This window comes from Pseudoalteromonas sp. SCSIO 43095, from assembly GCF_023650455.1.
GTDB lineage: Bacteria > Pseudomonadota > Gammaproteobacteria > Enterobacterales > Alteromonadaceae > Pseudoalteromonas > Pseudoalteromonas tetraodonis.
In genome coordinates, this window is sequence record NZ_CP087995.1 from 839,264 (window position 1) to 853,326 (window position 14,063).

At 40.9% G+C, this 14,063-nt stretch carries 13 protein-coding genes; 10 read left to right on the forward strand and 3 right to left on the reverse strand.

The genetic code is table 11. The features are described 5' to 3' along the window. Window positions 1–201: 201 nt before the first annotated feature. The 10 genes from uppS to LOC50_RS04035 all read left to right on the forward strand — a co-directional run bounded on the left by uppS (window position 202) and on the right by LOC50_RS04035 (window position 10,399). Window positions 202–981, forward strand: a complete 780-nt coding sequence (gene uppS, locus LOC50_RS03990; RefSeq protein WP_036981930.1) for an undecaprenyl pyrophosphate synthase — start codon at window positions 202–204, stop codon at window positions 979–981. Between the two features lie 21 nt (window positions 982–1,002). Further along, window positions 1,003–1,869 (forward strand): phosphatidate cytidylyltransferase, encoded by an 867-nt coding sequence (locus tag LOC50_RS03995; RefSeq protein WP_036981932.1) that lies wholly within the window; start codon window positions 1,003–1,005, stop codon window positions 1,867–1,869. Continuing rightward, window positions 1,866–3,068: a 1-deoxy-D-xylulose-5-phosphate reductoisomerase gene (gene ispC, locus LOC50_RS04000; protein WP_250653659.1), complete on the forward strand. Its 1,203-nt coding sequence runs from the start codon at window positions 1,866–1,868 to the stop codon at window positions 3,066–3,068. The genes LOC50_RS03995 and ispC overlap by 4 nt, the downstream gene beginning before the upstream one ends. A 1-nt stretch (window position 3,069) precedes the next feature. Continuing rightward, window positions 3,070–4,422: a sigma E protease regulator RseP gene (gene rseP, locus LOC50_RS04005; RefSeq protein ID WP_250653660.1), complete on the forward strand. Its 1,353-nt coding sequence runs from the start codon at window positions 3,070–3,072 to the stop codon at window positions 4,420–4,422. A gap of 106 nt (window positions 4,423–4,528) precedes the next feature. Further along, a complete protein-coding gene (gene bamA / locus LOC50_RS04010; protein WP_069438734.1) occupies window positions 4,529–7,000 on the forward strand; it encodes an outer membrane protein assembly factor BamA in 2,472 nt (823 codons plus the stop codon). A gap of 11 nt (window positions 7,001–7,011) precedes the next feature. After that, entirely contained in the window at window positions 7,012–7,530 is a 519-nt protein-coding gene (locus tag LOC50_RS04015) for an OmpH/Skp family outer membrane protein (protein WP_076922209.1), read from the forward strand. Between the two features lie 7 nt (window positions 7,531–7,537). Then, window positions 7,538–8,560: a UDP-3-O-(3-hydroxymyristoyl)glucosamine N-acyltransferase gene (gene lpxD, locus LOC50_RS04020; RefSeq protein ID WP_250653661.1), complete on the forward strand. Its 1,023-nt coding sequence runs from the start codon at window positions 7,538–7,540 to the stop codon at window positions 8,558–8,560. A gap of 27 nt (window positions 8,561–8,587) precedes the next feature. Continuing rightward, window positions 8,588–9,040: a 3-hydroxyacyl-ACP dehydratase FabZ gene (fabZ, locus tag LOC50_RS04025; protein WP_036981943.1), complete on the forward strand. Its 453-nt coding sequence runs from the start codon at window positions 8,588–8,590 to the stop codon at window positions 9,038–9,040. Between the two features lie 2 nt (window positions 9,041–9,042). Then, window positions 9,043–9,813: an acyl-ACP--UDP-N-acetylglucosamine O-acyltransferase gene (gene lpxA / locus LOC50_RS04030; protein ID WP_013465422.1), complete on the forward strand. Its 771-nt coding sequence runs from the start codon at window positions 9,043–9,045 to the stop codon at window positions 9,811–9,813. 178 nt (window positions 9,814–9,991) lie between these two features. Continuing rightward, entirely contained in the window at window positions 9,992–10,399 is a 408-nt protein-coding gene (locus LOC50_RS04035) for a septal ring lytic transglycosylase RlpA family protein (protein ID WP_036981945.1), read from the forward strand. Here LOC50_RS04035 and cydC read toward each other — a convergent pair. From cydC to cydX, 3 genes are read right to left on the reverse strand one after another with little or no spacing between them, the layout of a single operon-like run. Next, window positions 10,396–12,132 carry a thiol reductant ABC exporter subunit CydC gene (gene cydC / locus LOC50_RS04040; RefSeq protein ID WP_250653662.1) on the reverse strand — a complete coding sequence of 579 codons (1,737 nt, stop codon included), beginning with the start codon at window positions 12,130–12,132 and terminating at the stop codon, window positions 10,396–10,398. The genes LOC50_RS04035 and cydC overlap by 4 nt on opposite strands. Further along, the gene (gene cydD / locus LOC50_RS04045) at window positions 12,125–13,900 is read right to left on the reverse strand and encodes a thiol reductant ABC exporter subunit CydD (RefSeq protein WP_138626785.1); all 1,776 of its coding nucleotides are present in this window, start codon (window positions 13,898–13,900) and stop codon (window positions 12,125–12,127) included. Before cydD ends, cydC begins: the two co-directional genes overlap by 8 nt. Continuing rightward, window positions 13,890–14,054, reverse strand: a complete 165-nt coding sequence (gene cydX, locus LOC50_RS04050; RefSeq protein ID WP_036981951.1) for a cytochrome bd-I oxidase subunit CydX — start codon at window positions 14,052–14,054, stop codon at window positions 13,890–13,892. Before cydX ends, cydD begins: the two co-directional genes overlap by 11 nt. Window positions 14,055–14,063: the final 9 nt, after the last annotated feature.

Sequence of the window (14,063 nt, forward strand, 5' to 3'; positions counted from 1 at the left end):
TATGCCTTCGCACTTAACTTTAATTGTTTGATTTTAAAGGGTAGCAGATTGTGTTTACTCTTTACTATTGGCTCGATTATCAGTAAATACAAGGTTGTTAGCTGTATAATTATTTGCTTTATGTAGATTTATTATCACGGGTACAGGTTAAAATTATTAGTTTTGAAACGCCGTCTGGGGTATACTAGGCGGCGTTTTTTTATGGAATACACAAAATTTATGGTTCTAGACGCTGATACAATTTCACAGCAATGTTTACCTAAACATGTTGCCATCATCATGGATGGGAACGGGCGTTGGGCACAAGCTAGAAATAGACCTCGTGTATATGGGCATAAAAAAGGCGTGGATGCAGTTCGTCAATCCGTGCAGTTTTGTACTAAATTAGGAATACAATCGTTAACCTTATTTGCTTTTAGTAGTGAAAACTGGCGCCGCCCTGAAGACGAAGTAAATACACTTATGGAGCTTTTTTTATTTGTACTGAGTAAAGAAGTTAAAAAGCTGCAAAAAAATAACGTAAAACTAACCATCATTGGAGATTTATCTCGATTCTCTGAAAGCTTGCGCGCTAAAGTACATACAGCTCAAGAACTAACAGCGAACAATACCGGGCTGCACTTAAATGTTGCGGCAAATTACGGTGGTCGCTGGGATATGACTCACGCTGCTAAGCAAGTTGCTTTACAAGTAGCGAATGGAGAAATTGACCCAGCAGATATTACAGAAGAACATATTGCACAGCATATGAGTATGGCAGATCAAGCTCAGCCTGATTTACTGATCCGTACCGGTGGCGATGTCAGAATTAGTAACTTTTTACTTTGGCAGGCAGCCTACGCTGAACTTTATTTCACAAATACACTTTGGCCTGATTTTAATGAAGCTGCTTTTGCAGAGGCCATTGCATGTTACGTTGCCAGAGAGCGACGTTTTGGTTGCACGGGCGAACAAATAAAACAATTACTCGCTCAAACCTAAAATAGATTAAGGGTCATCATTTTGTTAAAACAACGTATTTTAACCTCACTAGTGCTAGCGCCATTAGCACTGGCTTTGGTTTTTTACACCCCACTAACGTTATTTAGTTATTTTGCGGGTGCTATTGTATTAATGGGCGCGTGGGAGTGGTCTGCCTTTATGGGACTATGCGATAAGCTAAAACGTGGCGCCTTTGTATTATTAGTGGCAGTATTACTAGGGTTACTCAATTTGCATTGGCCTATAGAGACTCTATGGCAAAATGGTCAACTTGTAGGCGATGCTAATTACTTATTTACCTTGTCGTTTTCTTGGTGGTTGGTAGCCAGTTATTTAGTATGGCGTTACCCTGCTATGGCCAAAGGGTGGAACGAAGGGCTTGTGATGCGCGGCATTGCTGGTTTGTTGACCTTAGTACCGCTATGGCTTGCACTTAACACACTGCGTAGTGCGCAATATACTGAATCTACTCACTATGGCTCTGTGCTTATTTTAGTTGTATTAGGCATTGTATGGAGTGCCGATATAGGCGCTTACTTTACAGGTAAAAGTTTTGGTAAACATAAGTTAATGCCTAAAGTTAGTCCAAATAAAACCATAGAAGGCCTCGCAGGTGGCGTGGTTGCTGCGGTGTTATTTGTACTGGCTTTTTGTTATTACACTAACGTTGATACCTCTGTATGGCCTATTTATGCAGTTATGACAGCGTTTATTGCCTTGTTTTCTGCGGTAGGTGATTTACTTGAGAGTATGTTTAAGCGCGAAGCGGGACTTAAAGATAGCGGCAGTTGCTTACCAGGTCACGGTGGTATTTTAGACCGTATTGATAGTTTAACTGCGGCAGCACCGATGTTTGTTATTTGCTTTGCTTGGACGCTTAGCTTATGAGTGCTGTGCAACAACTGGTTATTTTGGGTGCGACGGGGTCGATAGGTCTTAGCACGTTAGATGTTGTTGTAAGAAACCAGCAGCAATTTAAAGTTTTTGCATTGACCGCAGGACAAAATGCAAAAAAAATGGCTGAACTGTGTATAGCTCACCAGCCTCGTTATGCTGTAATGGCATCTGAATTGGCGGCTAAGCAGCTTTCTGCGCTTTTAAAGCATGAGAGTAAAACACAAGTAATGCATGGCGAGAAAGCCATGAGTGAGCTCTGTGCTCATGGTGATGTTGATACGGTTATGTCAGCGATTGTCGGTGCAGCCGGATTACTCCCTACCTTGAGCGCTGTTGAAGCGGGCAAAAAAGTATTGCTTGCCAACAAAGAGTCACTGGTGATGTCGGGTCAGTTATTCATTGATAAAGTTAAAAAGCATCAAGCAACTTTATTACCCATCGACAGCGAACATAATGCTATTTTTCAGTGTTTACCTGGTGCGTTACAAAATACCCAAGGTGAAGCAAAACTTGAGCATCATGGGGTTAGCAAAATTTTACTAACCGGTTCTGGTGGCCCATTTTTAAACCGTGATATTAATACGTTTGATAGCGTTAGCGTCAATGAAGCGGTTGCTCACCCTAATTGGTCTATGGGGCAAAAAATATCGGTAGACTCAGCTACAATGATGAACAAAGGCTTAGAGTTTATTGAGGCAAAATGGTTATTTAACTGTGATGCAAGCGATATTGATGTGGTGATTCATCCTCAAAGTATTATCCATTCTATGGTGCAATACCAAGATGGCTCTATTTTAGCGCAAATGGGTAACCCTGATATGCGCACCCCGATAGCACATGCACTTGCCTTTCCACAGCGAATTGATGCGGGTGTTAAACCATTAAACTTTTCTGATATTTGTGATTTTTCGTTCACCAAACCTGATTTCTCGCGCTACCCTAATTTAAAATTGGCAATTGCCGCGTGTGATGCGGGACAGGGCGCAACCACTACGGTGAATGCTGCTAATGAAATGGCTGTAAATGCATTTTTGCAGGGGCAAATTAGTTTTACTGATATTTATAAAGTGAATGCGAAAACGTTAGAGGCAGCAAAGTTTACCAATGTGCAAACGCTCGATGAAATTTTAGAGTGTGATCGTTTAGCACGTTTGAGTGCAGCGCAGTTTATAACCAAAGTGGTGCATTAAAATGCTCGATTTTTTTTGGAATTTAGGCTCGTTTATACTCGCACTCGGTATTCTAGTGACCGTTCATGAATATGGTCATTTCTGGGTGGCACGTAAGGCGGGCGTTAAAGTACTGCGCTTTTCAATTGGTTTTGGTAAACCCTTACTAAAATGGTACGACAAATACAATACTGAATACGTGATTGCGGCAATCCCACTCGGTGGTTACGTAAAAATGTTAGACGAGCGTGTTGATGAAGTACCCGAAAATCAACGTCATTTATCGTTTAATGCTAAATCAGTTCAAGCCCGCATAGCCATTGTGGCAGCAGGGCCGATGGCGAACTTTTTGTTCGCTATTTTTGCTTTAGCGGCCATGTACATGGTAGGTGTGCAAACCATAAAACCTGTTGTGGGTAGTGTTGTTGAAGGCAGCCGAGCTGAACAGGCCGGTATTATGCCAACCCAACAAATTATTAAAATTGGTGATGACGACATAAGTAATTGGCAAGATGCGACCTTTTCTTTGATGTCTCATTTAGGTGATAAAAGCGTTGCCGTAACCTTACGTAACGAAAATTATCAGCAAACAGTGCAAACACTTAACCTAGATGGTTGGAAGCTTGATCAACAAGATGTACCGCCGCTCAGTTCGTTAGGTATTGTACCGTTTCGTCCTCAGGCAACCTTAGTTATTGCCGCTATTACTAAAAACTCAGCTGCTGAACAGGCTAATTTACAGGTTAACGACGTTATTTTAGCTGTGAATGGTGAAACAATGAGCGGTTGGCAGCAATTAGTTAATCTTATTACTCAATCGGCTAACAAATCCTTACAATTTAGTGTAAAAAGACAAGATAGTATAAAAACAATTACAGTTACTCCAAAGCGCCGGGTCGTCAGTAATGGCATAGAGCAAGGCTTTTTGGGTGTTGCTCCCGTTGTAGAGCAGTGGCCTGATGATTTTGTAGAGACTAGACATTATGGGCCACTAGATAGTATTGTGCTGGGCACAAAAGAAACATGGCGTTTAATTACGCTGAGCTTTGACATGATAGGTAACTTAATAACAGGCCAAGTGTCGGTTAAAAACCTAAGTGGACCCGTCGGCATAGCCGTAGGCGCCGGCACCAGTGTTAGTTATGGATTAGTCGCATTTTTAAGCTTTTTAGCTTTGATAAGCGTTAACTTGGGAGTATTTAATTTACTTCCTCTGCCAGTGCTTGATGGTGGGCACTTAATGTATTACATAATTGAACTTTTTCGTAAAAAGCCAGTCTCTGAAAATACACAAGAGTTTGGTTTTAAAGTGGGAGCCTTGCTACTCATTTTTCTAACATGTTTCGCTTTGTTCAATGATGTATCCCGCTTGTAGTTATGTAAGCGTGGTAACGACAAATTAGAACACGATTGTAAAGCTCGTAAATATTTAATTTCCGATGCTAAGCGGTAATACAGTTGTAAAGGATAAAGATAATAAAATGGCTATAAAAAAACATTTGGTAGTTTCAAGTTTATTGGGTGCAAGCTTTGCAGCCCTAGGCCAAAGCTCCTTTATTGTTGAAGATTTAAAAGTTGAGGGATTGCAACGTGTTGCACTTGGTGCTGCATTAACGCATATTCCTATTAACGTGGGGGACAATGTTGATGAATATACAATTTCAAAAACAATTAAGTCACTTTATCGCTCTGGTCACTTTGACAATATAAAAGCGTTACGCGATGGTAATAACGTTATTTTTAAAGTAACTGAACGTCCAACCATTAGCTTTATTGAATTTGAAGGCAATAAAGACATAAAAGATGAGCAGTTAAATCAGTCACTCGATCAACAAGATATTCGCCAAGGCGAGCAGCTTGATAAAACGGTAATCGATAACATCGAAAAAGGCCTGATTGAATTTTTTCACAGTATTGGTAAATACAATGCAAAAGTGGAGATCAGTGTCACTAAATTACCACGTAATCGCGTTAAATTAAGACTTGAGTTTGACGAGGGCGATGCAGCCTCGATTCGTCAAATTAACTTAGTGGGTAATGAGCTTTTCTCAAACGAAGAATTATTGCAACTAGTTGAGTCGCAGCAAGACTTACCATGGTGGCAGTTTATGGGTAGCGACCGCTATCAAAAACAAACCATTGAAGGCGATTTAGAGAAAATTCGTAGCTTTTATTTAGACCGTGGTTATTTGCGTTTTAATATTGATTCAACTCAAGTATCAGTGAGTCCTGAGCGTGAATCGGTTTATGTAACGGCAAATATCACTGAAGGTGTAAAATACAAAGTGAAAGGCTTTGATTTTATCGGTGATTTACTCGGCCGAGAAGAACTAATAAAAAGTGTTATTCCACTTCGTACCGGAGAGCTCTATAACGGCTCGGTGGTGACTTCTTCAGAAGAGTTTATAAAAAGTTACTTAGCTCGTTTTGGATATGCTAACGCTGAAGTACGCACCATTCCAGAAATTGATGATGAAAACCAAGAAGTACAACTAACTTTGTCAGTTGACCCTGGAAAACGTGTTTATGTTCGCCGAATTATTGTAGGTGGTAACCAAAATACAGCTGATGAAGTACTACGTCGTGAAATGACACAGCTTGAAGGTGCATGGCTATCTAACCAAAACCTTGAGCGTTCTAAATTACAAATTCAACGCTTACCTTATATGGAAACTGTTGACTTTAACGTAGTGCCTGTTCCAGGTGTAGATGACCAAGTAGATGTTGATTTTACTGTTAAAGAGCAATCTGCGGGCAGCTTCAATGCCGGTCTTGCTTATGGTTCGTACCTAGGTCTGCAATTTAATATTGGTGTAACTGAATCTAACTTTTTAGGCACAGGTAACCAAATTGGTTTTAACATTAATACCTCGCGTGGCTCTGAGCGTGTCAGTGTGTCGTACACAGACCCTTACTTTACGCCAGATGGCGTATCGCAAGGCAGCAGCGTTTTTTACAGTAACTACGATGCTAGCCAGTTTAGCTTGATTGACTATAAGTCAAAAAGTTATGGCCTTGGGACAAACATTGGTTTTCCAATTGATGCCATTAACCGTATTAACTTTGGGGTTCGTTGGATAGAAGAAGAACTATCAGATATCGCTGAATATGAGCAAACACGTGTATTACGTGAAACTTTCCTCGATCCAGAGAACCCTGATGCGGGCTTTGAGTTTACCAAGTATGAGTTAAGTGTAGGTTGGTCGCGTGTAACGGTAAACCGTGGTTTATTCCCAACCGCTGGCTCAAGACAAACATTAAACCTAACAGCAACAACGCCGAATTCAGATTTAAAATATTTTAAATTAAATTACGATTCACGTTTTTACTGGCCGATTTCAAACGATCATCGTTGGGTGTTCTCAACGCGTGCGGCATTAGGTTACGGTAATGGTTATGGCTCTACTAACGGGTATGAGCAGACGCTCCCATTCCAAGAGTATTTCCGTATTACAGAAATGGAACTACGTGGCTTTGATAGAAATACTATCTTACCGCGTGCAGTATCACGAGTACCGCAATCTATACCAGGCACGCCATCGGGTGATGGTACAACCACAGGTAATATTGGTGGGGCGTCAGAGTTTGACGTGCTAATACCACAAGGTCGTATTGGTGGTAATGCTAAAGCAGTGGCAGGTATGGAGCTTATTGTTCCTACACCGTTCTTAGATGAAGAAAATACCAGTTCGGTGCGAACGAGTTTCTTTGTTGACGCTGCCAATGTATGGGATACCGAATTCAGTGTTGATCGCTATCAAAACTTAGGTATTGATGAGCGTGCAAAATTAGATGATTATTCAGATCCAATGCGCTTTAGGGTTGCAACCGGTTTATCATTACAGTGGATCTCACCTATGGGTCCTATGCTGATCAGCTTTGCGTATCCGTTGCAAAAAGAAGAAGATGACGATACCAAGACCATCAGTTTTAATATTAGTAACACTTTCTAAAGGAGTTTTTTGTGAAAAAATTATTCAAATCAACAGCAGTTGCCGTTTTAGCTACACTTATGATGGGTACATCAGTTAATGCTTTTGCTCATAAAGTGGGTATTGTAGATATGCAAGAAATCTACAAGCAGCTTCCACAAATGGCTAAAATTGAACAGTCTTTACAAACTGAATTTGCTGAGCGTCGTCAAGAGCTTGAAAAGTTACAAGGCGATATTCGCTTTGAAGCTGAAAAGTTTAAGCGTGAAAGCACCACAATGAGTCAAGATCAAAAAGACGCATTACGTGATAAAATTCAAGGTATGCAAAAAAACCTTGCTGAAAAGGGTCGTCCGTTAGAGCAAGAAATTAAAGCACGTCAAAATCAAGAGTTGGCTAAAGTTCAGACTTTAATCATTGAAACTATCCAAGAGATTGCTAAAAAAGGTGACTTCGACGAAGTTAAAGTAAAAGACACAACTATTTACTTTAATCCTAAAGAAGTAACTGATCTTTCTGAAAAAGTTGTAGACGCTGTAAGTAAGAAATAATTAATCTATGCAAAATTATACGCTTTCGCAAATTGCGGAACTTCTAGGCGCTGAGCTTCAAGGTGATGGCGCTTTAGAAATAAAAAAAATAGCGACACTTGCAAATGCCCAGACTGGGCATATTGCATTTTTAGCGAACAAGAAATATCGCTCTCAGCTTGAAACAACACAAGCCAGTGCTGTGATACTGGGTCCTGAGGATGCGCCTTATTTTTCAGGCAACAAAATCATCGTCGCCAATCCGTATGTGAATTACGCTAAACTCGCTCAGTTAATGGATACCACGCCACGTAGTGCCATTAGTGGTATACACCCAAGTGCGGTTATACATGCCAGTGCGCAAGTCAGTAAAAGCGCATCCATAGGCGCGAATGTTGTAATTGAAGCTGACGCTGTGATTGACGATAACGTACAAATTGGTCCGAACAGTTTTATTGGTGAACGTGTTAAAATAGGCTCAGGCACCAAACTATGGTCAAGTGTGAGCGTTTATCATGATGTTGAGATTGGCGCAGACTGTTTATTTCAAGCGAATACCGTTATTGGCAGCGACGGTTTTGGTTATGCGAATGAACGTGGTCAGTGGCTTAAAATTCCACAACTAGGCTCAGTGATCATTGGCGATAAAGTCGAAATTGGTGCAAGCACCACCATAGATCGTGGTGCACTCGATGACACTATTATTCACAGTAACGTTATTATTGATAATCAGTGTCAAATAGCACACAACGTTGAAGTTCAGTCAGGCACTGCAATTGCCGGTTGTACTGTACTTGCAGGCAGTGTCAGCATAGGTAAAAATTGCCAGATTGGCGGCATGACCGCAATTAACGGTCACATGTCTGTATGTGATGGTGTTATAATTACTGGTATGAGTATGGTGACTAAATCAATCACCGAACCGGGTATTTACTCATCCGGTATGCCTCATACGACTAACAAAGAATGGCGAAAATCAATTGCTCATTTGCGTAACCTTTCAGACATGAAGTCACGTCTAAAAGCGCTTGAAGCATTGAATAAGTCATGAACGTTGAACACTAATAAGGATGCTATTTTGGCAAACGAATTAAATAGCCTTGATATTCAAGAAATTTTAAGTTTATTACCGCACCGTTACCCGATGCTTCTGATTGATCGCGTTATAGATTTCACCCCTGGTGAATCGTTACATGCAATTAAAAACGTATCGATTAATGAACCCATTTTCACCGGCCATTTCCCAAACCAGCCGATTTTTCCTGGTGTGCTAATATTAGAGTCAATGGCACAAGCAACGGGTCTATTAGGGTTTAAAACGGTTGAAAATCGTAATGAAAACGAACTTTACCTATTTGCAGCCGTAGACAATGCTCGTTTCAAGCAGCCGGTTGTGCCAGGTGATACCATGCATCTTCATGTTAAGTTTTTGAAAGAGCGTCGTAACATATGGAAATTTGCGGCTGAAGCTAAAGTTGACGGCAAAACAGTGTGTAGCGCCGAAATCATGTGTGCTAGAAGAGAGTTTTAATTGTGATCCATGCTACGGCAATAATCGAACCGGGTGCAAAACTTGGTAACAATGTGTCAGTTGGACCATACAGTTACATCGGTAATGATGTTGTTATTGGTGATGACTGTATTATTGAGTCTCACGTTGTTGTTAAAGGGCCTGCTACTATTGGCTCTGGTAACCATATTTTTCAGTTTGCTTCTGTGGGCGAAGCCTGCCAAGACAAAAAATATAACAACGAGCCAACCAGCTTAATTATTGGCGACAATAATGTTATTCGTGAATGTGCGACTATTCATCGCGGTACAATCCAAGATGAAGGTGTTACCAAAATAGGTAGCAATAACTTATTTATGGCTTACACTCACGTTGCACACGATGCGGTGATTGGCGATAACGTTATTTTTGCAAATAATGCCAGTGTAGCGGGTCATGTTCATGTTGGTGATTGGGTTATTTTAGCGGGTAACTCAGGTGTGCATCAATTTTGTAAAATTGGTGCTCATGCATTTGTTGGTATGTATTCTGGTGTAAATAAAGACGTACCTCCTTTTGTTACCACCATTGGGATGCCAGCAGGCCCTGCAGCAATCAATACCGAAGGTATGAAACGCCGTGGTTTTGAAAGTGATGAGATAATGGCAGTACGCCGCGCTTATAAAGCGTTTTATCGCAAGAGCCTAGGCGTTGATGAAGCGATAGAATCGCTTTCAGAAGACGCTGAAAAATACCCAGCTGTTCAACTGATGATTGATTTTGTTAAAAGCTCAGAGCGCGGTATCGTGCGTTAATAAAGAGCATTTTAATTTATAAAAAAACCACCTTTGAGTAATCAAGGTGGTTTTTTATTAGCTGATATTTGATTAATAACTCAGTCATGAAGTGCATGTTGCTGTGTTTATTAAATTCAGTCTCTACTCAGGCTTACCTTATTACACTCCCTACACATTTTCCTATAAAGTATTAATAATGAAACGGATAAAGTTAGTATTTATTTCAGTATTATTAGTGATTTTGACCGCCTGTAGTACTGCGCCAAGTAATATAAATAATCAACAACGTGATGTTGCAGAGCAAGGTAAAGCATCATTTTATGCTGATAAATACCACGGCCGAACTACTGCCAGTGGCGAGCGGTTTAGCCAACAAGCAGCAAGTGCTGCGCACCTAAGACTCCCATTTGGTACAAAAGTGAAAGTTACCAATATTGCTAATAATAAGTCTGTTGTGGTCAGAATTAATGACAGGGGGCCTTATATTCGGGGGCGAATTATTGATTTATCTAAGGCGATGTTTAAAAAAATAGCCGACCCTAAAGTCGGCGTTATTGATGTAACGGTCACCGTTATTGATAAAAGTAATACTGCTAAGGACTAAAAGCGGGTCGTTAACGCCACATAGTCAGGGTGTTCATTGAGCAATTGTTGATGTGAACCTTGAGCGATAATTTTACCACTGTCTAACCAGATGACACTATCCATTTGCGATAACAACGCTGGATCGTGTGTGATTGTTAGTACACTGGCACACTCTTTTAGCTGTAAAATACTGTTCATAACGGCTTGTTTAGAAATATTATCGAGCCCTTCAGTGGGTTCATCGAGCACTACAATGGCGGGTTGTTGCAGCAGCGCTTGTGCTAAGGCAATGCGTCTTGACTGGCCTTGAGATACATTTCGCCCGCCGGTACCTAAACGAGTATTTAAACCTTCTTTTAGCGCGCTAAACCAGTTACCCAGCTCGGCTTGTTTTAACGCCGCTGTCATTTGTTGCGCTGTTGCATCAGGTGCCGCATAGGCAAGATTATCGCTTAATGTACCATCAAAAATATGATGCTGCTGGGCTAAAATATTTAATGTTTTTGCACGGCTTTCATTATTTAAATTTTGCAGGTTTATTGTTTCTTTTTCGTTTTGTAAGCTAATTGCACCTTGTTGCAGAGGCCATAAACCGCTTAGTAAATTCACTAAGGTTGTTTTACCACTGCCGCTTCGTCCAACAATCGCCACTTTATGCTTTGCAGGTAGCTCAAAGCTCACATTATTTAATGCCTGCTTTTGGCCATAGTGGTAGCTAATTTTATCTAGCGAAAGTGTCCATTTTTTATTTTTTGAATCAATAACTTGTGGCGCCCCTTCGTTTTTCTTCAGTACTTTATCTTCAAGGGTAAATAGTCGCTCAGCTGATTTTAATACATTAGGTAGTTCAATAAACGCGTTGGGTAGTAACAATACGCTTTCAAAACTGGCCAGTACAAACAAACTCAACATCGCCAATTCAACATTTACCATCTCGGCGCTAAATACCAGCGGCACAATAGTGACAATGCTGGCGAGCATAGCCAGTTGCACTATGAGTAAGCTCAAACCATCAGCATTGCTAAGAGCCTTATGACGAATAAATAATTGCTGATTATACTGCTTACTTAACTGATCACACTTAGTGAGTTGTTGGTTTCGAGCTTGGTAAATATTTAGTTCTCTAAGACCCGTTAAGGTATCAGCTAGCTCAGCTCTTAATTGGGCGCTGAGTAATGTTTCTTGGTGGCTGTTTTTATCTAATTGTCTGCTCAATATAACGGGTATAACCACCCCAATAACAACGATGCCCGTAAAGCAAATTAAGGCTACACTTGGGCTGTAAGCAGACATAAACAGCATAATAATAGGCACAGTGAGTAAGGCTACTAACATCGGTAGCAACACATTTAAATAAAATTTATCTAGTGCGTCTACATCATTTTGTAAGCGGTTAACTAAATCGGCACTGCGGCTCATAGCCAAATCAAGGTTATTAAGTTTACTGAGTGTGGCGAACATATTTACTCGTATTTCACTTAACAATAAAAATGTGGCGTTGTGAGTAACTAAGCGTTCAGCGTAACGTGAGGCGGTGCGCACAATCGCCAAAAAACGAATGGTGCCAGCTGGGGTAAAGTAGTTCATATGGACGCCTGCAAGTCCTGCGGCAGCCATAGAAGCTAAAAACCAGCCGGAAATAGCGAGTAAGCCTGCATTAGCTAGCACCGTCAGTGACGCTAGAAACGTCCCTAAAAGCATCGCTTTATAATGAGGGCGGCACAATTTAAGTAAACGAATAAAGTTAGTCATTAGTCGCTCCATGTTGCGCTGTTTGCAGCAGCTTTGCAAATTCGCCAGCTTGCTGGCTGAGCGTTATAAAGTCGCCTTGCTGAGCGATGGCACCGTTTTCCATAACGATAAGTTGTTTAGCATTTTTTACTGTATTTAAGCGGTGCGCTATGGTGATCACTAAGTGTTCTTTTGCATACTCAGCAATAGCGTTTTGAATGAGCTGTTCAGTTTGACTGTCTAAATGAGCGGTTGGCTCATCAAGCATTAAAATAGGGGCGTTTTTTAAAAATGCACGAGCTAAAGCAATACGCTGCTTTTGCCCTCCAGAGAGCCCTTCGCCTTGTTCACCTATTAAGGTGTTAAACCCATCAGGTAAGTCGTTAATAAATTCCAGCGCACCAGCTTGCTGCGCCGCCTGCTCAAGTGCTGCATTTGAAACGCCTGGGTTACCTAGCTTTATATTAGCGCCAATGGTGTCGTAAAATAAGGTTGGCTTTTGTGGGATCCAGGCAATGTTTTGTTGTAATTGGCTTATATCGGCTGTCGTCAATGGTTGTTGGTCAATGGATATGTGTTGTATTACTTCTGGGTGAAAACCAAGCATGCAATCAAGTAGGGTGCTTTTACCTGAGCCGCTAGCTCCCACAATGGCTACTAGTCCTTTGCTTGGCAGGGTTAAATTAATATTATTAATTCCCTCATTGCTATTAGGGTAACTAAAATTGAGATCATGGACGCTGATAGTGCTGTTACCCTCCATGTTTATATGAGCTGTGTGGTTATTATTTTTTGATGGCAGTGGTGCATTTAAAATGATTAGCATATCTGCAGCAGCACTAATTCCTTGTAAGCGTGCATGATAATGGCTGCCTAATTGGCGAAGCGGTAAGTAAAATTCAGGCGCTAGCAGCAATACTACAAAGCCGGTTGCAAAGTCGAGCGTGCCAAAAAATAATCTAAAACCAATAATAACCGCTACCAGTGCCACACTAATTGTGGCTAAAAACTCCAGTGCAAAAGAAGATAAAAAAGCAATTTTTAACACGCTTAGCGTTGCATGCCTAAAATCATCTGAAATTTGGGCTATTTGCTTTAGCTCTTTGCGCGTAGCATTAAACAATTTTAGTTGGGTAAGCCCTTGTACGCGGTCAAAAAAGTAATTACCGAGTACAGCTAATTGTTGCCAGCGTTGTTGATTGAGTGCCTCGGCCTTATGGCCAACCAAAATCATAAAAAATGGGATAAGCGGGGCGGTTAATAAAAATATTAAGCCTGCCTTGTAATCGGTAGGGAATATAACCACTAATATGGCCATTGGAATAAGCGCGCTATAGGCAACACCAGGTAAATATTTAGCGTAGTAATCGTGAAGTGCTTCAACGCCATTGTGCAGCGTGTTGAGTGTAGCACCTTGACCGTGTTGTTCAATATAACTAGGGCCAAGTTGAGTCAATTTGGTTAATAAGGTTTGGCGCATAGCCGACTTTATTTTAAGTGCCGCATAAGCACTGAGCCTTTCACTAATAGCTAAAAATAGAGCTCTGAGTAAAATAATTCCCGCGAGAGGCCAAAGTAAGTGATTTACTTGCTCAAGGCTTGCGCCTGCAAACATGACGTTGTGAATAGCCTGTGCCAGTAAATACGCACTAGCAATCATTAAAATAGCGTTAAATGTGCCCAGTGCAATACTTAACTTTAACCATGCACCCGCAGGCTTACTTTGCTTTTTTAAAAAAGCGCGCAGAGATTGCTGCTGCGCGCGATTTGGTCGGGGGTTAGTCGTCATCTTTTGTTTTGTTAGCTTCGTTTAGTAAATCGTGCATAGGTTGTTCATCATCAGCAATACTGTTCTTATTTTGATGAAACTCGTACCACATTACATTGATAACCCCTAAGGTACAGGCTAAAAGTACCCCTAAAATCCAAGCGAAATACCACATAATTTAGTC

Bases quoted from the DNA above. Each gene is read 5' to 3' on its own strand.
- lpxD (WP_250653661.1), top strand. From the start codon at position 7,538: ATGCAAAATTATACGCTTTCGCAAATTGCGGAACTTCTAGGCGCTGAG.
- rseP (WP_250653660.1), top strand. From the start codon at position 3,070: ATGCTCGATTTTTTTTGGAATTTAGGCTCGTTTATACTCGCACTCGGT.
- ispC (WP_250653659.1), top strand. From the start codon at position 1,866: ATGAGTGCTGTGCAACAACTGGTTATTTTGGGTGCGACGGGGTCGATA.
- cydC (WP_250653662.1), bottom strand. From the start codon at position 12,132: ATGACTAACTTTATTCGTTTACTTAAATTGTGCCGCCCTCATTATAAA.
- cydD (WP_138626785.1), bottom strand. From the start codon at position 13,900: ATGACGACTAACCCCCGACCAAATCGCGCGCAGCAGCAATCTCTGCGC.
- uppS (WP_036981930.1), top strand. From the start codon at position 202: ATGGAATACACAAAATTTATGGTTCTAGACGCTGATACAATTTCACAG.
- cydX (WP_036981951.1), bottom strand. From the start codon at position 14,054: ATGTGGTATTTCGCTTGGATTTTAGGGGTACTTTTAGCCTGTACCTTA.
- bamA (WP_069438734.1), top strand. From the start codon at position 4,529: ATGGCTATAAAAAAACATTTGGTAGTTTCAAGTTTATTGGGTGCAAGC.
- LOC50_RS04035 (WP_036981945.1), top strand. From the start codon at position 9,992: ATGAAACGGATAAAGTTAGTATTTATTTCAGTATTATTAGTGATTTTG.